Below are 22,809 nucleotides of genomic sequence, written 5' to 3' on the forward strand. Positions count from 1 at the left end.
GTCGCAGGACTCCTAGCGCATCACAAACGGATCAGGCATCGGTGCCTGAGAGAGGTTGATCCACACCGTTTTCAGTTCGGTGTAGGCCAGCACCGAATCGATGCCGCTTTCGCGTCCATAGCCACTGTTCTTGAAGCCGCCGATCGGTGCCATCGCCGACACCGCGCGGTAGGTGTTGACCCAGATGATCCCCGAGCGCACGTCCCGGGCCAGACGATGGGCGCGGCCCAGATCACGGGTCCAGATGCCGGCGGCAAGGCCGAACTGCGAGTCGTTGGCAATCGCCAGCGCTTCGGCTTCATCTTTGAAGCGGATGACCGAGGCCACCGGACCAAAGACTTCTTCCTGCATGATCTTCATCGAATTGCGGTCGCACTCGAACAGTGTCGGCTCATAGAACCAGCCGTCACCGACGCCACTCGGCCGCTTGCCGCCCAGACGCAGGCGCGCACCTTCGGCGATGGCATCGGCCACCAGACCTTCGACCACGGCCAGTTGCTGCGCGGTGGCCATCGGGCCCATTTCGCTGCTGTCGTCCTGCGGGTTGCCGATGCGGATGCGCTGGGCGCGCTCCACCAGCCGGCTGACGAATTCGTCGTAGATTTCGTCCTGCACCAGCAGCCGCGAACCGGATACACAACTCTGGCCAGACGCCGCGTAAATCCCGGCAATTGCGCCATTGATTGCGCTGTCGAGATCGGCGTCGGCGAAGATGATGTTCGGCGACTTGCCGCCCAGTTCCAGCGACAGCTTGGCGAAGTTCTCCGCGCTGCTACGCACCACATGCCGGGCCGTGGCCGCGCCGCCGGTGAAGGCGATCTTGCGGATCAGCGGATGGCGGGTGAGGGCGGCGCCCGTGCTCGGGCCGTAGCCGGTGACGACGTTGACCACCCCTGGTGGAATTCCGGCTTCGAGGGCCAGGCGCGCCAGTTCGAGAATAGTCGCCGAAGCGTGTTCGGATGGCTTGATCACGATGGTGTTGCCCGCCGCCAGCGCCGGCGCCAGTTTGATCGCGGTCAGATAAAGCGGGCTGTTCCACGGAATGATCGCGGCAACCACGCCCATGGCTTCGTGCACGGTGTAGGCAAACAGGTCGGGCTTGTCCAGCGGCAGGGTGCCGCCTTCAAGCTTGTCGGCAAGGCCTGCGGTGTAGTGGAAAAACTCCGGCAGATAACCGACCTGACCCCGGGTTTCGCGGATCAGTTTGCCGTTGTCGCGGCTTTCCAGCTGCGCCAGTTGTTCCTTGTTTTCGGCGATCAGGTCACCGAGGCGACGCAGCAGTTTGCCGCGCGCGGTGGCGGTCAGGCCGCGCCATGCCGGGCTGTCGAATGCGTTTTGCGCGGCTTGCACGGCGCGTTCGACATCGGCCTCATCGGCGTCAGGCAGTTCGGCCCAAGGCTCGGCCAGCGCCGGGTTGAGGCTTTCGAAAGTCTTGCCGGAGAGGGCGTCGACCCATTCTCCGCCGATGCACATCTGGAAGCGTGCGAGTGTCATGCAACGATCCCCTTTATATGGTTTTGTCGGGCGTGTGCGGTTTCGAGAAATTCCAGCAGCGTCTGGTTCACCAGCCGAGGCGACTCTACCGGCATCATATGCCGTTGCTCGGGCAGCACGGCAACCTTCGCGCCGGGAATGCGCGCGGCCAGTTGCTCGGCCATTTCCGGGGTCGATCCGGGGTCCAGTTCGCCGGTGGCGATCAGCGTCGGCGCCTGGATGCTGCCCAGGTCGTCGGCGCGGTACATGTCTTGTGTGGCGAACAATTCGTAGGTGGTCAGGTAACCCTGCGGGTCATTGCCGGCCAGGGTCTGGCGGATCGCGGCGATCTGCGCCGGGTTGGCCGCCTGATATTCACGGCTGAACCAGCGCGACAGTGCCGCTTCGGCATTCGCGTCCGGCCCGTGCTCGGCGGCTTGCGCGGTGCGGGCGATAACCCCGGCGCGCTGCTCTTCGCTGCGGTTGAACACACTGTTGAGCACCACCAGGCTTTTCAGGCGTTCCGGGTAATGCAGGGCAAACGCCCGCGCCACCAGACCGCCCATGGAAAAGCCGATCACCGATGCCAGCGGCAATTGCAGGTGGTCGAGCAGCTCCAGCAACTGATCGGCATAACCGAGCAGGGCGGTGCCGCTGGCCGGACGCGGGCTGGCGCCATGGCCGAGCATGTCGTAGGCGATCACCCGGTATTGCGTGGCCAGGCCAACGATCTGGCCGCCCCACATTTCTTTGTTCAGGCCCACGCCGTGGATCAACACCACGGGGTGACCCTGGCCGGTCGCCAGATAACTGGTGCCGGCCGGGGTGAGTTCAGCGGTATGCCGAATCATGGAGCGCTCCTGCAATGCCTTTTTATTGTGATTACTGGGCTTTTTCGGCGGCCAGTTCTTCCAGATCGATGTAACGGTTACCGATGCGCGGGTGCAGGCGGCCACCGTCGGCGCAACCGAGCACCACGACGATTTCGTCGGCGCGCGGAGCGTCTTCGATCTGCATTTCCAGGGTGATGTAGTGCGAGCGCAGGCCTTCGTCGTCCTTGTGCATCATCGGGATCTGAATCGAAGTGCCCGGACCGCCGCGCTTGTTGGTGAAGCTCAGGTAGCTCTTGGCCTTGACCGCTTCGCGGTAGTGGTTGCCGAAGCGCAGGGTGTGGATCACCGCCGAGGCGTGTTCGATCTCGCCATCGGCGCCGACCACCGCCGCTTTGCCGTAAGCCTCGATCTTCTCGGCACCGCCGATGATGCCCACCAGACGCTCGACCATCATCGCGCCGAGGTCGGAGCAATTGGCGCGGATCTGCGGCTTGAGGTCTTCGACAAAGCCGTTGCCGACCCACGGGTTTTTCATCACGACGGCCAGGCCCACCATGGTCACCGGGGTGTCGGACGCCTTGCCGCCTTCAATGAAGGTCTCTTCGACATAGCTGACGATCTTGCGAATTTCGAAACTCATGAGCTGCTCCGTAGGGGATAAAGAGTGTCTGTGCGTCTGATGGTATACCATAATACCGATCGTGCAAGCCTCACATTCGAATTTGTACGGGATCAGATGGACGGCATGCGCCAGCGCCATGCCATTCAAGGGGCAGCAGTTCAAATGTTTAGAGGTGCTGATCGGATAAGCGGGAGGCTTGGGATAACATTGTCTGACCTGAGAGAAAGGACGCTCGCGATCAATGCTTCCCTACATTGCTACCTATTTGATTTTCGCTTTCGTACTGGAAGTGGCCAGACGCTGCATGGATGGCCCGATGTTTATCAGAACGGGCTCGAAACACTGGCCCTGGAAGCTTAACTACAGCATCCGATGGTGGGGATTCGACGAGTATCTGGCGGCGCTGACCCTTGTCTCGCTGGCGCTGCTGTCGTTTCTCGCGTTATGGACAAAACTGGGTAGCCCGGCGGACTTGAGCGTGGTCTTGTCTGTATGGGTCACGCTTTGTCTGTCTTCCTCCGTTCTCTCGATCAGATACTTCAAACTGGTCGCAAAGGTCAGGGAACACTTTTGGTGGTTGGCCTTGATTGCGGCATTGATGACACTGGGGTTTGGACAGTTCTCGAGTGCATGGGCTGACTTCTTTATCGTTCACTACACGCGCATTGAGGCCACCCAGTTTCCTGTCGCGCAGAAAACGTTGGCGTTGGTGATACTTACACTCATCTGGTTGTATCTCGCGACAATGCTGATCAGTCTTGTCGTCATTTATGTGTATTCATTCAAGAATGAAGTGAAGCCAACATTTCGCGAGTCGGTGAAGCGCGATCCGTTGTCTGCACCGCTATGGAAAAAATACAAGCCAGGCCGAAGCAATGTCAGGCGCACGACCATGCGATGGATAGTCCTGGGTGTTTCTCTTTTCAGCGTCAGCAGCTCATGGTCCGTTTGGGAGTTTGTTCTTACACATGCAGAAGAGGGCGTTCAGGAAACTCTGGTCTTTGCATCGTTTCACCTTCATCCGCGGGACTGTGGCATCCCCGGAATGCCGCCAGGCGCCAAAGCCGCATTAATCAGTGAAAAGCGCGCAGTCGTCGCCATTCCCGAGGCCAAGGGCTACGCCTTCGAGACCATGCCTTGTGAAGTCCTGTCGGCTCGGGCGTTAAAAGATGAGGCTGCCAAACGGTTGAAACAGGACGATTACCTTTGACGAGGACTGTCACGTCGTTCACTTGCGGATCGTCATCAGGCTGGCGAATGGTCATTCATTCACCCACGACACTGGGTCCGCGCGGTTAACAAAAGATAACGTTGCGCCGATTGTCAGACGTTTCGAATGCCCGATAGGATGAGCCAGCTTCCGAAGTGGCTCTGGATTGCGGGTTTCAGGACTATGCTTCTGACCAGCCGTCGCCGGAGCACACTTGCGGCGCCCTTGAAGGCCGAATGGCCTAACAATAATAAATAGGGGAAGGTCTATGAGTCGTTGCCGCCCGCCGGCGTTACGCAACACCGCGTTGCTGGCCACAGCACTCTCTCTGCTGGGCTTTGCCACCTTGTCGGCGCCTGTCCTGGCTGCCGAAGCGCCCGCCGACGTGGTCTACGCCATCGAATCGGCCAAGGCCCCGAAAAGCCTGATGCTCGATGTCGTTCACGCCGGATCCCGCCTGGTGGCGGTCGGTGATCGCGGGCACATTCTCTACTCCGACGACCAGGGCAAGTCCTGGACCCAGGCCAAGGTGCCGAGCCGCCAGTTGCTGACGGCCGTGTATTTCGTCGACGACAAGCACGGCTGGGCCGTCGGCCACGACGCGCAGATCCTCGCCAGCGAAGACGGCGGCCAGACCTGGACCAAACAGTTCGAAGACCTCAAGCGCGAATCGCCGCTGCTCGACCTCTGGTTCAAGGACCTCAACAACGGCCTGGCCGTGGGTGCCTACGGCGCCTTGCTGGAAACCACCGACGGTGGCAAAAACTGGCAAGACGTCAGCGACCGCCTCGACAACCAGGACCAGTTCCACCTCAACGCCATCGCCGCCGTCAAGGACGCCGGGCTGTTCATCGTGGGCGAGCAGGGTGCGATGTTCCGCTCCGCCGACTGGGGCCAGACCTGGGAAAAAATCGAAGGCCCGTATCAAGGCTCGCTGTTCGGTGTGATCGGCACCGCCCAGCCTTCCACGCTGCTGGCCTACGGGCTGCGCGGCAACCTCTACCGCTCCACCGATTTCGGCAGCACCTGGCAGCAAGTCGAACTCAAGGCTGCACGCGGTGCGCTGGAGTTCGGCCTCTCCGGAGCGACGCGGCTCGACGACGGCTCGATCATCATCGTCGGCAACGGCGGCACGGTGATCAGCAGCAGCGACAACGGTGAAACCTTCAGCGTGTTCAACCGCCCGGATCGCATCTCGCTGTCGTCGGTCACCGCCGCCGGCAACGGCAATCTGATCCTGAGCGGGCAGGGTGGCGTCCACACCACCACGCCCAACGGCACCGAGCTGGGCAAATGAGCCGAATCAATAATAAGAAGGCGGGGCTATGACTTCCTTGAGCACTCATCATCAGGACAAGGCGACGTTCCTCGAACGCCTGATCTTCAACAACCGCCCGGCAGTGATCGTGATCTGCCTGCTGGTCAGCATTTTCCTGTTCTGGCAGGCGACGCTGATCCGGCCGTCCACCAGCTTCGAAAAAATGATCCCGCTCAAGCATCCGTTCATCGAGAAGATGATGGAGCACCGCAACGATCTGACGAACCTGGGCAACACCGTGCGCATTTCGGTGGAGGCCAAGGACGGTGACATCTTCTCCAGGGAGTACATGGAGACCCTGCGCCAGATCAACGACGAGGTGTTCTACATCTCCGGCGTCGACCGTTCCGGCCTGAAGTCGCTGTGGAGCCCGAGCGTACGCTGGACCGAAGTGACCGAGGAAGGTTTCGCCGGCGGTGAAGTGATTCCGCAGAGCTACGACGGCTCCCAGGACAGCCTCGACATGCTGCGTAACAACGTGCTCAAGTCGGGTCAGGTCGGGCGTCTGGTGGCCAACGACTTCAAGTCGAGCATCGTCGACATCCCGCTGCTGGAGTCCTACCCGGACCCGCAGGACCAGGGCAAGTTGCTGGCGCTGGACTACCGCCAGTTCTCCCATGAACTGGAAGACAAGATCCGCAACAAGTTCGAAGCGCAGAACCCCAACGTCAAGATCCACATCGTCGGTTTCGCCAAGAAGGTCGGTGACCTGATCGATGGTCTGGTAATGGTGGTGATGTTCTTCGGCATCGCGTTCGTCATCACCCTGATCCTGCTGCTGTGGTTCACCAATTGCCTGCGCAGCACGGTGGCGGTGTTGAGCACCACGCTGGTGGCGGTGGTCTGGCAACTGGGGTTGATGCACTTCTTCGGTTTCGGCCTCGACCCGTATTCGATGCTGGTGCCGTTCCTGATCTTTGCCATCGGGATTTCCCACGGCGTGCAGAAGATCAACGGTATCGCCCTGCAATCGAGCGAGGCGGACAACGCTCTGACCGCCGCACGGCGCACGTTCCGGCAACTGTTCCTGCCGGGGATGATCGCGATTCTCGCGGATGCGGTGGGCTTCATCACACTGCTGATCATCGACATCGGCGTGATCCGTGAACTGGCCATCGGCGCGTCCATCGGCGTGGCGGTGATCGTGTTTACCAACCTGATCCTGCTGCCGGTGGCGATTTCCTATGTCGGCATCAGCAAGCGCGCCATCGCCAAGAGCAAGAAGGACGCGAACCGCGAACACCCGTTCTGGCGCCTGCTGTCGAATTTCGCCAGCCCGAAGGTCGCACCGGTGTCCATCGCGCTGGCGCTGATCGCCTTTGGTGGCGGCCTCTGGTACAGCCAGAACCTGAAGATCGGCGACCTCGACCAGGGCGCGCCGGAACTGCGTCCGGATTCGCGCTACAACAAGGACAACAACTTCATCATCAACAACTATTCCACCAGCTCCGACGTACTGGTGGTGATGGTCAAGACCAAGTCCGAAGGTTGCTCGCGCTATGAAGCCATGGCGCCGATCGACGAGCTGATGTGGAAGATGCAGAACACCGAGGGCGTGCAGTCGGCGATCTCGCTGGTGACCGTGTCCAAGCAGATGATCAAGGGCATGAACGAGGGCAACCTGAAATGGGAAACCCTGTCGCGCAACCCGGACGTGCTGAACAACTCCATCGCCCGTGCCGATGGCCTGTACAACAACAGTTGCTCGCTGGCGCCGGTGCTGGTGTTCCTCAACGACCACAAGGCTGAAACCCTGGACCGTGCGGTGAAAGCCGTGCAGGAATTCGCCAGGGACAACAACAAGGACGGTCTGGAATTCATCCTCGCGGCCGGTAACGCCGGGATCGAAGCGGCCACCAACGAAGTCATCAAACAGGCCGAGCTGACCATCCTGATTCTGGTGTACATCTGCGTGGCGGTTATGTGCATGATCACCTTCCGTTCCTGGGCGGCGACCTTGTGCATTGTGCTGCCGCTGGTACTGACCTCGGTACTGGGCAACGCGCTGATGGCGTTCATGGGCATCGGCGTGAAGGTTGCGACGTTGCCGGTGGTGGCGCTGGGCGTGGGGATCGGCGTGGACTATGGCATCTACATCTACAGCCGCCTGGAAAGTTTCCTGCGTGCCGGCCTGCCGTTGCAGGAAGCCTATTACCAGACCCTGAAATCCACCGGTAAAGCGGTGCTGTTCACCGGTCTGTGCCTGGCCATCGGCGTGTGCACCTGGATCTTCTCGGCGATCAAGTTCCAGGCCGACATGGGCCTGATGCTGACCTTCATGCTGCTGTGGAACATGTTCGGTGCGCTGTGGCTGTTGCCGGCACTGGCCAAGTTCCTGATCAAGCCCGAGAAACTGGCGGGGCAGAAGGGGAATTCGTTGTTTGCCCACTGATCGGCGAGCCTGAAACGAAAAAGCCGCAACCCAAAGGTTGCGGCTTTTTTATGTCTTCAGGACAGTTCGGTGCCGAGCACAACACTCAAAGCACTCCGCGCATCATCCAGCTGCACCAGCGTCGCATGCCGGGCCCCCAACGCATCCCGGTTTTCGATGGCGGTCAGAATCGCCTTGTGCCGAGGCAGCGCCAGTTCATGCAGATTCGGCCGCTGATTCGAATGCTTCAACGCCTCGGCAATCGCCACCGACAGCATGTTGCACAGGTTCGCCAGCAAATCGTTGTGGGTTGCGTCGGCAATGCGGCTGTGGAAATCCAGATCCGGTTGCAGCAGGGCTTCAGGCGTCGGCGCGGCTTCCATACGTTGATAGGCTTCGCCGATGGCGGCAATGTCGGCATCCGTGGCGTGCTGGGCGGCGAGGGCGGCGGCGGCCGGTTCGATGATGCTGCGCACGCTGGTCAGCACATTGAAGAATTCATTCTGCGGACTGCTTTGCATCAGCCAGTGCAGCACGTCCGGGTCGAGCATGTGCCATTCGCGGCGCGGCTTGACCACGGTGCCGACCCGCGGTTTCGAGTACACCAGCCCCTTGGCCACCAACACTCGCGTGGCTTCGCGCAACACTGGCCGACTGACCGCGTATTCCTCGCAGAGCAAGGCTTCGGCGGGCAGTTTGTCGTCAGGCAGAAAACGGCCGGAGACGATCTGCATGCCCAGTTCCTGGACGATGCGCGAGTGCATGCTTTTACGGTCGGAAGGTTTGCGGTAATCCATGGGGAACGGCACGATCCTGAGCGATGGAGATGCCGCGCATCATAGCAGGCGTGGCTCATTCTTGAGGGGGATACACAAAGCAAATGTGGGAGCGAGCTTGCTCGCGATAGCGGAGTGTCAGCCAACCTGGATGTTGAATGATAAATCGCAATCGCGAGCAAGCTCGCTCCCACAGGGGACTGCGGTTTTAGTGGGAGTGGCGGGGTACTTCAGCACCTCGGCAACCGACCAGGAAATCAAAATCACACCCCTGATCCGCCTGCAGCACATGGTCGATATACAACTGACGATACCCACCCACCAGCAATTGCTGTGGCGGTTGCAGATCCGCCATGCGCGCCGCCAGTTCGGCGTCCGGAATATCCAGGTGCAGACGCCCGCTGGCGCAGTCCAGCTCGATCCAGTCGCCTTCCTTCACCACCGCCAACGGCCCGCCGGCCGCCGCTTCGGGGGCGACGTGCAACACGACGGTGCCGTACGCCGTGCCGCTCATCCGCGCGTCGGAGATGCGCACCATGTCGGTCACGCCCTGGGCCAGCAGCTTGGCCGGCAGGCCCATGTTGCCGACTTCGGCCATGCCCGGATAACCCTTCGGCCCGCAGTTTTTCATCACCAGAATCGAGTTCGCATCGACGTCCAGTTCCGGGGCGTTGATCCGCGCCTTGTACATATCGAAGTTCTCGAACACCACGGCGCGGCCACGGTGTTGCATCAGTTCCGGCGTGGCGGCGGACGGTTTGAGCACCGCACCGAGCGGCGCCAGGTTACCGCGCAACACGCAGATGCCGCCGTCGGCGCGGATCGGATTGTCGAGAGTGCGGATTACTTCGTCTTCACCGTAGATCGGTGCGTCCTTGGTGTTCTCGCCGATGGATTTGCCGTTGACGGTCAGCGCGTCCGGATTCGGAATCAGATTGGCCTCGCCGAGGCGGCGCAGTACCGCAGGCAAGCCGCCCGCGTAATAGAACTCTTCCATCAGGAAGCGCCCGGACGGTTGCAGGTCGACAATGGTCGGCATGCCGCGGCCGATGCGGGTCCAGTCGTCCAGATCCAGCTCGACACCGATGCGCCCGGCGATGGCTTTGAGGTGAATCACCGCGTTGGTCGAACCGCCAATCGCTGCGTTGACCCGGATCGCGTTTTCAAAGGCTTCCTTGGTGAGGATTTTCGACAGTTTCAGATCCTCACGAACCATTTCCACCGCACGCATGCCGGACATGTGCGCCAGCACATAACGCCGCGCATCCACCGCCGGGATCGCCGCGTTGTGCGGCAGCGAAGTGCCCAGTGCTTCGGCCATGCAGGCCATGGTCGATGCCGTGCCCATGGTGTTGCAGGTGCCGGCCGAGCGGGACATGCCGCCCTCGGCCGCGAGGAAATCGTCGATAGTGATGGTGCCGGCCTTGACCTGCTCGCTGAGCTGCCAGACCACGGTGCCGGAACCAATGTCCTTGCCCTTGTGCTTGCCGTTGAGCATTGGCCCACCGGTGACGACGATCGCCGGTACGTCGCAACTGGCCGCGCCCATCAGCAGCGCCGGGGTGGTCTTGTCGCAACCGGTCAGCAACACCACGCCGTCAATCGGGTTGCCGCGAATCGCTTCCTCGACATCCATGCTCGCCAGGTTGCGGGTGAGCATGGCGGTCGGGCGCAGGTTCGATTCGCCGTTGGAGAACACCGGAAATTCCACCGGAAAACCACCAGCCTCGATCACCCCGCGTTTGACGTGCTCCGCAATCTGGCGGAAGTGCGCGTTGCACGGCGTCAGCTCCGACCAGGTGTTGCAGATGCCGATGATCGGCTTGCCATGGAACTGATGGTCGGCGATGCCCTGATTTTTCATCCAGCTGCGGTACATGAAGCCGTTCTTGTCGGCCGTGCCGAACCATTGGGCGGAGCGCAGGGTGGGTTGCTTATCAGACATGATCGATTCTCTTATTGTAAGACTATTGTTTGCGAGCTTCGGCTAAACATAAGCGCAAAATCGACGCTTTGGAAGTGTTGTTGGGTAATTAGTATTACTATATAGTCGTTTTCGATTGAGGGATGGCCCTGGCGATTTTCCGCGAGAGGCGTCCCCGCAGGTTCCATAAAAACAACAATCGGAGACCGATCCCATGAGCCAGGAACTGCGGCTTGTCCGGCGCATCACGCTGAAACTGATTCCCTTCCTGATCCTGCTGTACCTGATCGCCTATGTGGATCGCTCCGCCGTCGGCTTCGCCAAGCTGCACATGGGCGCCGACATCGGCATCGGCGATGCTGCCTACGGCCTCGGTGCCGGACTGTTTTTCATTGGCTATTTTCTGCTGGAAATCCCCAGCAACCTGATGCTCGAACGCTTCGGTGCGCGGCGCTGGTTCGCGCGGATCATGATTACCTGGGGCGCGATCACCATCGGCATGGCCTTCGTCCAGGGCCCGCACAGCTTCTACGTGATGCGCTTTCTGCTCGGCGCGGCGGAGGCGGGATTCTTTCCCGGCGTTCTGTACTACATCACCCAATGGTTCCCGGTGCGCCACCGCGGCAAGATCCTCGGGCTGTTCATCCTGTCCCAACCCATCGCGATGATGATCACCGGCCCTGTGTCCGGCGGCCTGCTGGGCATGGACGGCATCCTCGGTCTGCACGGCTGGCAGTGGCTGTTCATCGTCATTGGCACCCCGGCGATCCTGCTGACCTGGCCGGTATTGCGCTGGCTGCCGGACGGCCCGCAGCAAGTGTCATGGATGGACCAGGCCGAGAAAGACTGGCTGACCGGCGAACTGAAAAAAGATCTGCAGGAATACGGCCAGACCCGCCACGGCAATCCGTTGCATGCGCTGAAAGACAAACGTGTGTTGCTGCTGGCGCTGTTCTATCTGCCGGTGACCCTGAGCATCTATGGTCTTGGCCTGTGGCTGCCGACTCTGATCAAACAGTTCGGCGGCAGCGATCTGGTGACCGGTTTCGTCTCGTCGGTGCCTTACATCTTCGGCATCGTCGGGCTGCTGATCGTGCCGCGCAGTTCCGACCGCATGAATGATCGCTACGGGCATCTGGCGGTGCTCTATGTGCTGGGCGCCCTCGGCCTGTTCCTCAGCGCCTGGCTGTCGTTGCCGGTGGCGCAACTGGCGGCGTTGTGTCTGGTGGCGTTCGCGCTGTTTTCCTGCACGGCGGTGTTCTGGACGTTGCCGGGGCGGTTCTTTGCCGGCGCCAGTGCGGCGGCGGGCATTGCCCTGATCAACTCGGTCGGCAACCTCGGGGGCTACATCGGTCCGTTCGTGATCGGCGCGCTGAAGGAATACACCGGCAACCTCGCTTCGGGCCTGTATTTCCTGTCCGGGGTGATGGTGTTCGGGCTGATTCTGACGGGCGTCGTCTATCGCTTGCTGGAGCGCAAACATGTGCTGCCGGTCGAGCAGTTTGCGGCAAGTGCACGCGGCGCGACGCGCACCTGATTTGTTTCAACAGGAGAACATCATGCATCTGGTTCAATTCGAATTGAGTAACGGCGAGCGCCGTGTCGGGGTGGTCGAGGGCGGTCTGGTGCGTGAAGTGCAGGATGCGCGCACGGTTCGTGATCTGGCACTGGCGGCGATCGAGGCCGGGAGTACATTGGCGCAGCAAGTGCAATCCCTCGGCCTCGGTATCAGCCACGATTACGCGCAGTTGCTCAAAGACCTGCGCATCCTGCCGCCGCTGGACCACCCGGACCCGGCGCACCTGCTGGTCAGCGGCACCGGCCTCACGCACCTCGGCAGCGCCTCGGCCCGGGACAAGATGCACCAGCAGGCCGGTGACGAAGCGGCGATGACCGACACCATGCGCATCTTCAAGTGGGGCGTGGAGGGCGGCAAACCGGCGGCGGGGCAGGCCGGGGTGCAACCGGAATGGTTCTACAAGGGCGATGGCAGCATTGTCGTGCGCCCCGGTCAGCCGTTCCCGCTGCCGCCGTTTGCCGAAGACGCCGGCGAAGAGCCGGAGATGGCCGGCCTCTACATCATCGGCCACGACGGCAAGCCGTATCGTCTCGGTTTCGCGGTGGGCAACGAATTCTCCGATCACGTCATGGAGCGCAAGAACTACCTGTATCTGGCCCACTCCAAACTGCGCAGTTGCAGCTACGGCCCGGAACTGCGCGTCGGTGAACTGCCGCAACACCTGGCCGGCACCAGCCGCATCCTGCGCGACGGTGAAGTGCTGTGGCAGAACGAGTTCCTCAGCGGCGAGGCCAACATGTGCCACAGCCTGGCGAACCTCGAATACCACCACTTCAAGTACAGCCAGTTCCTGCGTCCGGGCGACGTGCACATTCATTTCTTCGGCACCGCGACCCTGTCGTTCGCCGATGGCATCCGCACACAACCCGGCGACGTGTTCGAGATCAGCCAGGCCGAATTCGGTGCGCCACTGGTCAACGGCATCGCCCCGGTTGAAGCGGTTTTCCTACCGGACAGCATCGGCACCCTTTAAGGAGATCCCATGACTCAGATTCTCGGTCACAACTACATCGGCGGCCGTCGCAGCGCGGCGGGCAGCGTCAAACTGCAGAGTATCGACGCCACGACGGGCGAGGCGCTCCCTCACGATTTCATTCAGGCGACGCAGGAGGAAGTGGACGCCGCCGCCAAAGCGGCCGCTTCTGCTTACCCGGCCTATCGCAGCTTGAGCGCCGAACGCCGCGCGCAGTTTCTCGATGCCATCGCCGATGAGCTGGATGCGCTGGGCGATGATTTCGTCGCGGTGGTTTGCCGTGAAACCGCGCTCCCTGGCGCACGGATTCAGGGTGAACGTGGCCGCACCAGTGGCCAGATGCGGCTGTTCGCCAAAGTTCTTCGGCGCGGTGATTTCTATGGCGCGCGCATCGACCTTCCGCTGCCGGATCGCCAGCCGCTGCCGCGTCCGGATCTGCGCCAATACCGCATCGGCCTCGGCCCGGTGGCGGTGTTCGGCGCGAGCAATTTTCCACTGGCATTCTCCACCGCTGGCGGCGATACCGCGTCGGCGCTGGCCGCCGGGTGCCCGGTGGTGTTCAAGGCCCACAGCGGCCATATGGCCACGGCCGAACTCGTGGCTGACGCAGTGATTCGGGCGGCGGAAAAAACCGCGATGCCGGCCGGTGTGTTCAACATGATCTACGGCGGTGGTGTCGGCGAGTGGCTGGTCAAGCATCCCGCCATTCAAGCCGTCGGCTTTACCGGTTCGCTGAAGGGCGGACGGGCGTTGTGCGACATGGCCGCCGCGCGTCCACAGCCGATCCCGGTGTTCGCCGAGATGTCGAGCATCAACCCGGTGATCGTGTTGCCCCAGGCCCTGGCCGTGCGTTCGGAAACCGTCGCCCGTGATCTGACCGCTTCGGTGGTGCAGGGCTGTGGTCAGTTCTGCACCAACCCTGGCCTGGTGATCGGCATTCGCTCGCCGCAGTTCACGGCGTTCGTTGAGCAAGTCGCCGCGCTGATCGGCGATCAACCGGCGCAAACCATGCTCAATGCCGGGACCCTTGGCAGCTATGGCAAAGGTCTGGAAAAACTCTTGGCGCACGCCGGCATCGAGCATCTGGCCGGCAACCCGCAGCAGGGCAATCAGGCGCAGCCACAACTTTTCAAGGCCGATGTCGGTTTGTTGATCAATGGCGATGAAGTGTTGCAGGAAGAAGTGTTCGGCCCGACCACGGTGATCGTCGAAATGGCCGATCAGGCGCAACTGAGTGCGGCGCTGCTGGGGCTGCATGGTCAGCTCACGGCGACCCTCATCGGTGAACCGGCAGACTTCGTGCAGTTCCCGGAACTGACGCCGTTGCTGGAACAGAAGGTCGGACGGATCCTGCTCAACGGTTATCCGACCGGCGTTGAGGTGTGCGATTCGATGGTTCACGGCGGGCCGTATCCGGCAACATCCGATGCTCGCGGCACGTCGGTCGGCACCCTGGCCATCGATCGCTTCCTGCGCCCGGTGTGCTTCCAGAACTACCCCGACAGCCTGCTGCCGGAACCGTTGAAAAATGCCAACCCGCTGCGGATTCAGCGGCTGGTCGACGGCAAGCCTTCACGCGAAGCGCTCTAAGCCGAATCGCCGGGCCTTGTGGGGGCAAGCTCCCATAAGGCCCGGCGGCCACATTGAGCTATCATTGCCACTTTCCCCCTGAATGACATGATCGACATGACTGCCGTACCAGACACCCTTCTCAACGCCCTCGAACACTGCGGTATGGTCGAAATCGACGGCCTGCACGCCTTCGAATTCGCCCTCGATGAGGACGACAACCTGCATATCGAGTGCATCGATGGCCGAACGGCCAGGCATTGGGAGTTCACACCGGCCCAGGTTGAAGCGGCGACGTTCGACCAGGACCTGCAGAGCTGGTTGATCATCGGTTTTGCCAGCGACACCAAAACCGTCGGCGAACACCGTCTGGTCTGCCTCGGTGATGTACTCAGCAGCGCCGACGACGAGGATGAAACCGAATGAACATGCGTAAATTCTGGCCGTTGCTGATGGCCGGCAGCGTCGGTGCAATGGGCCTGTCCAGTGCCTCGGCCGAAAGCTTCCAGTTGCTGGTCGGCTCCTACACCGCCGGCACCAGCCAGGGCATCTACCGGATGAACTTCGACAGCGCCACCGGCCAGATCGACGCCAAGCCGCTGCAGGTGATCAAGAGCGAAAACCCGTCGTGGCTGACCCTGTCCAAGGATCAGCACCGGGTGTTCGTGGTCAATGAAAACGGCCCTGGCCAGAAAGACCCGGTCGGTCGCGTCAGCAGTTTTTCGATCGACCCCAAGACCCACGCCCTGACCCTGATCAATCAGGTGCAGAGCCTGGGCAACGAGCCGACCCATTCGAGCCTCAGCGGCGACGCCAGCCATCTGTTCGTCAGCAACTATTCCGTGGTCGAAGATCCGGGCGGCACCCTCGCGGTGTTGCCGGTGGGCAGCGACGGCAAGCTCAAACCGGTGGTGCAGATGAGCGCGCACCCGGCGAGCCGGGTAAATCCCGAGCGTCAGGCCTCGAACCACGTGCACTCGACGATTTCCTCGCCGGACGGCCGTTATGTGTTTTCCAACGACCTGGGCGCAGACAAAGTCTTCATCTATCAATTCGACCCGAAAGCCAACCCGGACTTGCCGTTGACTCCGGCAAAAACCGCTTCGGTGCAACTGCCTCCAGGCAGCGGGCCGCGTCATCTGCTGTTCAGCGCTGACGGCAAACATGCCTGGCTGACCATGGAAATGAGCGCCCAGGTTGCCGTGTTCGACTACAAGGACGGCGTGCTGACCCAGACGCAAATGGTTGATCTGGCAGCCGGCCAGCCGACTTCGGACAAAGCCGCTGCGGCGCTGCACGCGTCCGCCGATGGCAAATTCCTCTACGTCAGCAACCGTGGCACCGCCAATCAGCTGCTGGTGTTCGCCATCGACCCGGCCAGCGGCCAGCTCAAGGAACTGCAGCGACGTTCGGTGGAAGGCGATCACCCGCGTGAGTTCAGCCTCGATCCGAGCGGCAAATTCCTGCTGATCGCCAACCAGAAGAGCAACCAGATTGTCGTGGTCGAACGCGACGGCAAGACCGGTCTGCTCGGCAAAACCGTGCAAAAACTGCCGATGGACGCCCCGAGCGACCTCAAGTTTCTCGTGCGTCAATAAGCCGCAGGCCCCGGTCTACGGGGCCTGACGCTTTGTATTAATCCTGCTGATAACAGGTAATGGTGCAAAGCATTTCAAGCGAGTAACCCTCGAGCGTTAAGTTTGCTTCACGGCCCAACCGGGCAAGCAAGCCAACCGAACACGAGGGTTACCGCCATGAACTTCAATCTCTTCTCCGTTATCGCCGCTTCTGCCATCTCTGCCACCGTTGCTCTGCCAGCCAGCGCCAACGTTGAAATCAGCGACAAAAAATCCCACACCCAGAGCTACACCCAGAAATACCTGCAACAGAGCGCCAACTTCTACGCCGCGCTGGATCACAAAGCCCAACACTGAAATTTCCGTCACGCCCTGGAACTGCCCAAGGCTGCGATCCTTTGATCTTGTTTATCAAAAGCAAAATCAAAAGATCGCAGCCTTGGGCAGTTTTTTACGTGCGCGGTATCAAGCGATAGGTATTTTCAAACGGCGAGATAGACCGGCTAAATAATCAACGAAGCTGATGGTTACTATGGCAAACGCTGAGTGGTTACCTCGGCTTTTTTGATTGATTCTGTGGGCATCGAAACATTGTCCACGGAGCACACATCATGGCCAGTTCAATCATCACTTCCGCCAAACGCGGCGCCTACCTGGCCATCGGTCTGTACCTGGTCATGGTGCTGTTCGTTAGCCTCGCGTCCCAGTCGCAACACAGCTTCGATGCGCCGATCCAGGTCGCGCATCCCGGCGTCCAGTTCGAACTTCGCTCGCAAAACGCAGCGGTGGACTCAGTGGAACTCGCGGGAGCCGTCGGAGCATGAAAGGCTACAGATTCTGGGTCATCGCCGGTCTGGCGATCATGACCAATGGCGCGTCCCTGTTGGGATTCGGTCAGGGCTCGGTCGGCGGGCTGGCCCGGGCCATAGAGGCCAACCACACCATCGCCCACAACATCGAGCGCGCCAATGCGCTGGGGCTCTTGGCCGGCAATCCACCGGTGAAAACCGAAGCGAGTTTTTTCGGACCGTTCCAAGTGGATTGCTCGGCCATCGGCATGTGCCAGGTACTGGCGTAAGGCGCTTACTTTTTCATGATGGCGGTAAACAGATCCGACTCAAGAAAGCGTTGTAACCACGCTTGCAAGCGCTGATAGGGCGTCGTCGCAAACCACTCGCGATCAACATGGGCGAACTGGCGGACGAAGGGCAGCAGTGCGATATCGGCCAGGCAGGGATGATCGGTCAGCAAGTAGTCGCGGCCTTCGAGCAACCCATCCAGCTGCTGCAAGAACAGCGCACCTTCCGCGCGATAAACCTCCATCGGTTGTTCCGGATAACGCTCGGCGTACTTGTAGCGATTCAGGTGCACCTTGAACACTTGATCGTTGGCTTCGATCAACTCGGCAATCCTTGAATCGCCACCCAGCAACCAGTTATCCGGATCATTCTGCGCCAAGGCCCAGCGCATGATCTCCAGGCTTTCATCGATCACCTGACCACCGGCATCCAGCACCGGCACCGTGCCCTTGGGCGAGATCGCCAGCATCTCGGCCGGTTTGGCCTTGAGGCTGACTTCGATGATGTCCACCGGCACACCCGAATAACGCAGGGCCATCCGCGCCCGCATCGCGTACGGGCAGCGGCGGAACGAATACAGCGTGTTCATTTCACCTCCAGTGTGCTCAAACCATTGCCCTGGCGCTGCACCTGAATCTGCACCGGAATCCGCTCGTGCATTTCCTGCACGTGGGAAATCACTGCGACCTTGCGGCCCTGAGCCTGCAAACCGTCGAGGGCGTCCATGGCCAGTTGCAGGGATTCCGGATCGAGGCTGCCGAAGCCTTCGTCGATGAACAGCGATTCAATCTTCAGCGTGCTCGATGCCATCGAAGCCAGACCCAGCGCGAGGGCCAGCGACACCAGGAAGGTTTCGCCGCCGGACAGCGAATGCACCGAGCGCAGTTCGTCGCCCATTTCGGTGTCCATCACCAGCAGACCCAGCATGCTGCCGCCGCGTTTGAGGCGATAGCGTTTGACCAGTTGCCGCAGTTGCGCGTTGGCGTGATGTACCAGCAAGTCGAGGTTGTAGGCCTGGGCGATCTTGCGGAAGGTGTCACCGGTGGCCGAACCGATCAGGGCATTGAGGCGCGCCCAGCGCTGATACTCGGCATAGGCGTCGGCGATCTGCTGCGCCAGTGCGGAGTTGGCGTTCTGCCGGCGCTGATCTTCGACTTGCTCGGCGCGCAGTTCGGCGCAGAGCTGTTCACTGACGCCGCACTGGTTCTGCAAGTCGGCGAGGGCAGTGACAAGTTGCTCGGCTTCGAGGTGGCCGTTGTGCTGCGCCTGATGTTCGAGCAACTGGCGATCCCGCTCCTGCAACAGCACTTTGGCGTGTTCCAGGGCTTTTTCGTTGCGCTGCAAGCGCTCGCGCAGCTCGCCAACCTGCGCGTCATCGACCCGCAACAAATCTTCGAGACCGCCATCATCCAGTTCCGGGTGGCGGGCTCGCCAGTCGGCAATCTTGCCGGCCAGATCGCGGTCTTCGGTTTCCAGCGCCTGCAAACGCTCTTGCTGCGCCTTGAGTTCGGCGGCGATTTGCACGAGTTGCGTGCGCACGCCTTGCAGGGCCTGAGTCGTGGTGGATTCAGCGTTGCGCGCCTGTTCTACCGCGAGTTCAAGCTGCTGCTGCCAGTGCTCGGCACAATTGTGATCGCCCAGCAATTGCGCCAGTTTCTCCTGGCTGGCCTGTTGTTGAGCGGTCAGCGCGTTGAGCTGTTGCTCAGCGGTTTGCAGCTGCTGGACACGGCTCTGCTGGCGATCCTGTTCCTTCTCGAGCGTCTGCTGGCGTTGTTGCTGTTCGGCCAGTTCTTCCTTCTGCTGATCGACTTGCGCCAGGCGCTCGGCAATCTGCCGGTCAAGCTGCATGAAGGTCGCGGCGGGTTCGGCGCGCAGGGCTTCGTGAGTTTCGGAGGGCAGTAATGTGGCGAAGGCTGCCAGTTCTTCGTCCAGACGCTGGCGGTCTGCGCTCAATTCGCGCTGCTGATTGCTCAGATGCTGGGCCGCTTGCTGGTGTGCGGTTTCGGCGTGACGCAATTGCTGGGTCAGCCGCGCCGCATCCTGTTGCAAGGTGAGCAGGGCGGTCTGGCGCTGTTCGTCCTGGGTGATGCTCTGGCTCAGTTGATCGTTCTGGCGGGTCAGCCAGGCAGCGCGTTTGTCGCTGTCCTGATTCAATAATTGCGCGGCCAGCGGGTGAGACTCGATGCTCGGCGTCAGCGCCTGCTGTTGTACCGCCAGTTGTTCCTGCTGTTGCAGCAACTCTTTCTGTTGAGCAATCACGCCCCCGACGCTGGCACGCAGCTCGGTGAGTTTTTCCTTCAACTGATCGACCGCGTGCTGCGCGCTGGCCTGCTCGCTTTCATCGTGACGACCGAGGCTTTGCAGCAGGGCTTCCGGCTGGTGATACGGATGCTCGTTGCTACCGCAGACCGGGCACGGCTGGTGATCCTGCAATTGCGCACGCAGTTCTTCGACACTGGCGCTGCGGGCCAGACGCTGGCGTTCGAGCAGTTCACGAGTGACGTTGAGGGTCTGTTCGGCGACGGTCAACTCGGATTTGGTTTTCACCCCGTCCTGGGTCAGGCGCTCGCGCTCCTGTTGCGCATCGAGCTGGCGCTGTTGCAGCTCGGCACTGCGTTTGTCCAGTTCTTGCTGACTGGCCCACAGGCGCGTCAGGTCTTCGACGGCGCGCAGTTGTTTGCGGTTGTCCTGCAGCAGGGTGCCGAGAATGCCGATCTGTTCGGCGACGGCATCCGGTTCGGCCCCGGCCTCCTTGAACAGCACTTCAAGCTGCTGCTTTTGCGTGGCCAGTTCTTCGGTGGCGCGGGTGGCGGTCTGTTCGAGACTCGCCAGTTCGCTTTCGCCCTTGTTCAAGCGGTTGCCGATCAGCATCAGTTGCTGCAAACGGTCGCGGTAAGCATTCCAGGCTTCGCTCAGCGGTGCCAGATGAGCGCTTTGCTCAAGATCGGTGGCGATGTGTTGCAGGCGCTCGGCAACCTGTTTTTGCTGATCGAGCAGAGTCTGGATTGCGCTCTGGCCCTGAGTGCAGGCCTGTTCGGCGGCCTGCTTTGCCTCGGTGCCGGAAGCAACATCCCTGGCCAGGCGGGCGAGGGTGCTTTGCTCATCGAAGGCCTGACGCAACAGCGGCGCACTGTCGCTCTGTTGCTTCTGCGCTTCGGTCAGGGCGATTTGTGCTGTACTCAGGTCTTGTTCAAGTTGAGTCTGACGTTCAGTCAGCTCACCTTGTTGTTGGGTGTGCGCGCTGATTTGCGCCGCCAGTGGCGTCAGCTGTGCATCGATTTCAGCCTTGCGGGCGAACTGGTGCCGTTGCGGGGCGAGCTGTTCAAGGCGCGTCAGGCGCAAGCGTTCGCCGGCCAGCGTTTCGCGCTCATGTTCGGCGCTCTGCAATTGCTCGGCAGCTGCTTGCTGCGCGTCCTGCAACAGGTGCAGATCCTTGAGCCAGGTGTGTTGTTGCTCAAGCTGTTTGAGCCGCGCCTGCTGCAACTTCAATTGCTGCTGGGCAGCGTTGAAGCGTTCGTCGAGTTCGGCGCGGGCCTCGGGCGGCAGCGGGGTCACGCCGGTGGCTTGATCCTGCAACTGCTTGTGGGCTTCGCGGGCTTCTTTGGTCTTGTCGAACGCGCGTCGGCCGAGGCGGGTGTACAGCGCCGTATCGGTGAGTTTTTCCAGCAGTTCGCTGCGGTCGTTATCGTCAGCCTTGAGGAACGCACTGAACTCGCTCTGGGCCAGCAGCACGGCGCGGGTGAACTGTTCGAAGTTCAGGCCCAGCGCGGCTTCGAGCTGAACCTTGTACTCGCCTTTCTGGCTGGCGAGCAGTTGATCCTGATCGATGTCGCGCAGGCTCTGACGGCTGGCCTGCAACTTGCCGCCGGCCTTTTCCCGGGCGCGGTTGGCTTCCCAGCGCGCGCGATAGCGACGGCCGTCGACGCCGACAAAATCCACTTCGGCAAACCCTTCGCCCGTACCGCGACGCAGCAGGGTACGCGGGTCGCCGGTGGCAATTTCGCCGTCGGCGTCCGGCACTTTGGCGTCACGCCCGGTGTTGTTCAAACGCGGCACGGCGCCGAACAACGCCAGGCACAAGGCATCGAGCAGGGTGCTTTTGCCGGCGCCGGTGGGGCCGGTGATGGCGAACAGACCGGCGCTGGCCAGCGGTTCGGCGGTGAAGTCGATCTCGAACGGTCCGGCCAGCGAAGCAAGGTTCTTCAAACGAATGGCGAGAATCTTCATGGCTGCTCGCCCTCCATTTGAACGTCCTGCAGCAGCGTGGCGAAGTCCTTGAGAGTTTGCTCATCGACCTCGTTGCCGTAATTGTCGAGCCAGGCGCGGCTGAACAATTCCTGCGGTGTGAGCTGGTCCAGTTCGATCAGCGCGCTGCCGTCTTCGGAACCGTCAGCACCACGGTTGCCGGCGTATTCGGCGGCGATTCGCACCAGTCGCACAGCCTTGCCTTGCAGGGCACTTTCGACCTGATGGCGCAGATCCGGTTGCGGTTCGTCGAGGGTCACGCGCACTTCCAGCCACGGCTGGCGCTGGGTTTCGGCCAGCAGATCAATGTTCGGCAGATCGGCCAGTTGCAGCAGGATTTCCGCCAGCGGCGCAGGGCCGAGGCGTTGCAGGTTGACGGAACGGGGGATCAACATTGGCTCGACGCTGACCAGGGTTTCGCCGTCGAGCACAACGTCGAGAATCTGATGCTGATAACTGATTTCCGAAAACGACAACGGAATCGGCGAGCCGCTGTAGCGAATCCGCTCTTCGCCATTGACCTTCTGCGGTTTGTGCAAATGGCCAAGGGCGACATAGCTGATGCTCGGCCCGAACAGGCTGGCGGGCAGGGCTTCGGCGTTGCCGATGATCAGGCTGCGTTCGGAGTCCTCCGACACCGACCCGCCGGCCATGTGCGCATGGCTGATGGCGATCAGCGCCTGGCCCGGCTGACGCCTGGCGTTGGCCGCTTCGATCAGCCACTCATGCACCTGACCGATGCCGCGCAAATAGTTGTCGCCCAGATGTGCGCCGGTCACCTCGGCAGGCCGCAGGAACGGCAGCGCCAGGCACCATGCGGCGATCTCGCCGGACGCATTCGGCAACGGCAACAACAGGCGTTCCGAATCGAGCTGGCCATCGTCCAGCCACAACACCCGGCCCAACGCATGGGTACGCAAACGCCGCATCAACGGTGCGGGCAGTTCGATCCGCGAGCCGGAATCGTGGTTGCCGGCAATCATCACGATAGTCAGCAACGGCTGCTGCTCGTGGGCGCTGACGATGAAATCGTAAAGGCGTTCCTGGGCTTTGACCGGCGGATTCACCGTGTCGAAGATGTCGCCGGCGATCAGCAGCACGTCCGGCTGCGCCAGCTTCAATTGGCGCAACAGCCATTCGAGAAAACAGCTGTGCTCGAAATCGCGCTCCTGGCCGTGCAGGTTTTGCCCAAGGTGCCAGTCGGAGGTGTGAAACAGACGCAAGGCTGACTCCGCAATATAAAAAGGTGATGGCCGCGTG

The 22,809-nt window shown here is 61.3% G+C and carries 19 protein-coding genes; 11 read left to right on the forward strand and 8 right to left on the reverse strand.

Going from position 1 to position 22,809, the window contains the following annotated elements:
* Positions 1 to 12 precede the first annotated feature (12 nt).
* From ACKLNA_RS03430 to ACKLNA_RS03440, 3 genes are read right to left on the reverse strand one after another with little or no spacing between them, the layout of a single operon-like run.
* On the reverse strand, positions 13 to 1,494 hold the full coding sequence (locus ACKLNA_RS03430) for an aldehyde dehydrogenase (RefSeq protein WP_408984859.1): 1,482 nt from the start codon (positions 1,492 to 1,494) through the stop codon (positions 13 to 15).
* Positions 1,491 to 2,324: an alpha/beta fold hydrolase gene (locus tag ACKLNA_RS03435; protein WP_408984860.1), complete on the reverse strand. Its 834-nt coding sequence runs from the start codon at positions 2,322 to 2,324 to the stop codon at positions 1,491 to 1,493. The genes ACKLNA_RS03430 and ACKLNA_RS03435 overlap by 4 nt, the downstream gene beginning before the upstream one ends.
* Before the next feature lie 31 nt (positions 2,325 to 2,355).
* Entirely contained in the window at positions 2,356 to 2,946 is a 591-nt protein-coding gene (locus ACKLNA_RS03440) for an amino acid synthesis family protein (RefSeq protein ID WP_007957412.1), read from the reverse strand.
* A gap of 223 nt (positions 2,947 to 3,169) precedes the next feature.
* Between ACKLNA_RS03440 and ACKLNA_RS03445 the strand changes: the two genes are divergently transcribed.
* From ACKLNA_RS03445 to ACKLNA_RS03455, 3 genes are all read left to right on the forward strand, one after another.
* Entirely contained in the window at positions 3,170 to 4,138 is a 969-nt protein-coding gene (locus tag ACKLNA_RS03445; protein ID WP_408984861.1) for a hypothetical protein, read from the forward strand.
* A 268-nt stretch (positions 4,139 to 4,406) separates the two neighbouring features.
* Positions 4,407 to 5,435, forward strand: a complete 1,029-nt coding sequence (locus ACKLNA_RS03450) for a YCF48-related protein (RefSeq protein WP_085711333.1) — start codon at positions 4,407 to 4,409, stop codon at positions 5,433 to 5,435.
* A gap of 28 nt (positions 5,436 to 5,463) precedes the next feature.
* A complete protein-coding gene (locus ACKLNA_RS03455) occupies positions 5,464 to 7,848 on the forward strand; it encodes an efflux RND transporter permease subunit (protein WP_408984862.1) in 2,385 nt (794 codons plus the stop codon).
* A 56-nt stretch (positions 7,849 to 7,904) separates the two neighbouring features.
* Here the strand turns inward: ACKLNA_RS03455 and ACKLNA_RS03460 are convergent, their stop codons facing one another.
* Both ACKLNA_RS03460 and ACKLNA_RS03465 read right to left on the reverse strand, forming a co-directional pair.
* A complete protein-coding gene (locus ACKLNA_RS03460) occupies positions 7,905 to 8,624 on the reverse strand; it encodes a FadR/GntR family transcriptional regulator (RefSeq protein ID WP_085711331.1) in 720 nt (239 codons plus the stop codon).
* A 187-nt stretch (positions 8,625 to 8,811) separates the two neighbouring features.
* Entirely contained in the window at positions 8,812 to 10,548 is a 1,737-nt protein-coding gene (locus ACKLNA_RS03465) for an IlvD/Edd family dehydratase (protein WP_408984863.1), read from the reverse strand.
* A gap of 193 nt (positions 10,549 to 10,741) precedes the next feature.
* On the opposite strand from ACKLNA_RS03465, the gene ACKLNA_RS03470 reads away from it, so the two are divergent.
* The 8 genes from ACKLNA_RS03470 to ACKLNA_RS03505 all read left to right on the forward strand — a co-directional run bounded on the left by ACKLNA_RS03470 (position 10,742) and on the right by ACKLNA_RS03505 (position 17,303).
* Complete coding sequence (locus tag ACKLNA_RS03470) at positions 10,742 to 12,064, forward strand: MFS transporter (RefSeq protein ID WP_408984864.1); 1,323 nt, start codon at positions 10,742 to 10,744, stop codon at positions 12,062 to 12,064.
* Positions 12,065 to 12,086: 22 nt separating this feature from the next.
* Positions 12,087 to 13,079, forward strand: a complete 993-nt coding sequence (gene araD1, locus ACKLNA_RS03475) for an AraD1 family protein (protein WP_408984865.1) — start codon at positions 12,087 to 12,089, stop codon at positions 13,077 to 13,079.
* 9 nt (positions 13,080 to 13,088) lie between these two features.
* The gene (locus ACKLNA_RS03480) at positions 13,089 to 14,669 is read left to right on the forward strand and encodes an aldehyde dehydrogenase (NADP(+)) (RefSeq protein WP_408984866.1); all 1,581 of its coding nucleotides are present in this window, start codon (positions 13,089 to 13,091) and stop codon (positions 14,667 to 14,669) included.
* Positions 14,670 to 14,765: 96 nt separating this feature from the next.
* Entirely contained in the window at positions 14,766 to 15,074 is a 309-nt protein-coding gene (locus ACKLNA_RS03485; RefSeq protein ID WP_119426295.1) for a DUF5629 family protein, read from the forward strand.
* The gene (locus ACKLNA_RS03490; protein WP_408984867.1) at positions 15,071 to 16,246 is read left to right on the forward strand and encodes a lactonase family protein; all 1,176 of its coding nucleotides are present in this window, start codon (positions 15,071 to 15,073) and stop codon (positions 16,244 to 16,246) included. The genes ACKLNA_RS03485 and ACKLNA_RS03490 overlap by 4 nt, the downstream gene beginning before the upstream one ends.
* A gap of 156 nt (positions 16,247 to 16,402) precedes the next feature.
* Entirely contained in the window at positions 16,403 to 16,582 is a 180-nt protein-coding gene (locus tag ACKLNA_RS03495; RefSeq protein WP_007941320.1) for a hypothetical protein, read from the forward strand.
* Positions 16,583 to 16,836: 254 nt separating this feature from the next.
* The gene (locus tag ACKLNA_RS03500; protein WP_248740700.1) at positions 16,837 to 17,049 is read left to right on the forward strand and encodes a hypothetical protein; all 213 of its coding nucleotides are present in this window, start codon (positions 16,837 to 16,839) and stop codon (positions 17,047 to 17,049) included.
* Entirely contained in the window at positions 17,046 to 17,303 is a 258-nt protein-coding gene (locus ACKLNA_RS03505) for a hypothetical protein (protein ID WP_085731879.1), read from the forward strand. The genes ACKLNA_RS03500 and ACKLNA_RS03505 overlap by 4 nt, the downstream gene beginning before the upstream one ends.
* Before the next feature lie 5 nt (positions 17,304 to 17,308).
* Here the strand turns inward: ACKLNA_RS03505 and ACKLNA_RS03510 are convergent, their stop codons facing one another.
* The 3 genes from ACKLNA_RS03510 to ACKLNA_RS03520 are packed head-to-tail and all read right to left on the reverse strand — an operon-like array spanning position 17,309 to position 22,772.
* Positions 17,309 to 17,893, reverse strand: a complete 585-nt coding sequence (locus tag ACKLNA_RS03510; protein ID WP_408984868.1) for a glutathione S-transferase — start codon at positions 17,891 to 17,893, stop codon at positions 17,309 to 17,311.
* Complete coding sequence (locus ACKLNA_RS03515) at positions 17,890 to 21,531, reverse strand: AAA family ATPase (protein WP_408984869.1); 3,642 nt, start codon at positions 21,529 to 21,531, stop codon at positions 17,890 to 17,892. Before ACKLNA_RS03515 ends, ACKLNA_RS03510 begins: the two co-directional genes overlap by 4 nt.
* Positions 21,528 to 22,772, reverse strand: a complete 1,245-nt coding sequence (locus ACKLNA_RS03520) for an exonuclease SbcCD subunit D C-terminal domain-containing protein (RefSeq protein WP_408984870.1) — start codon at positions 22,770 to 22,772, stop codon at positions 21,528 to 21,530. The genes ACKLNA_RS03515 and ACKLNA_RS03520 overlap by 4 nt, the downstream gene beginning before the upstream one ends.
* Positions 22,773 to 22,809: the final 37 nt, after the last annotated feature.

Origin of the sequence: Pseudomonas sp. UV AK001, assembly GCF_046097675.1 — a bacterium.
GTDB lineage: Bacteria > Pseudomonadota > Gammaproteobacteria > Pseudomonadales > Pseudomonadaceae > Aquipseudomonas > Aquipseudomonas kribbensis.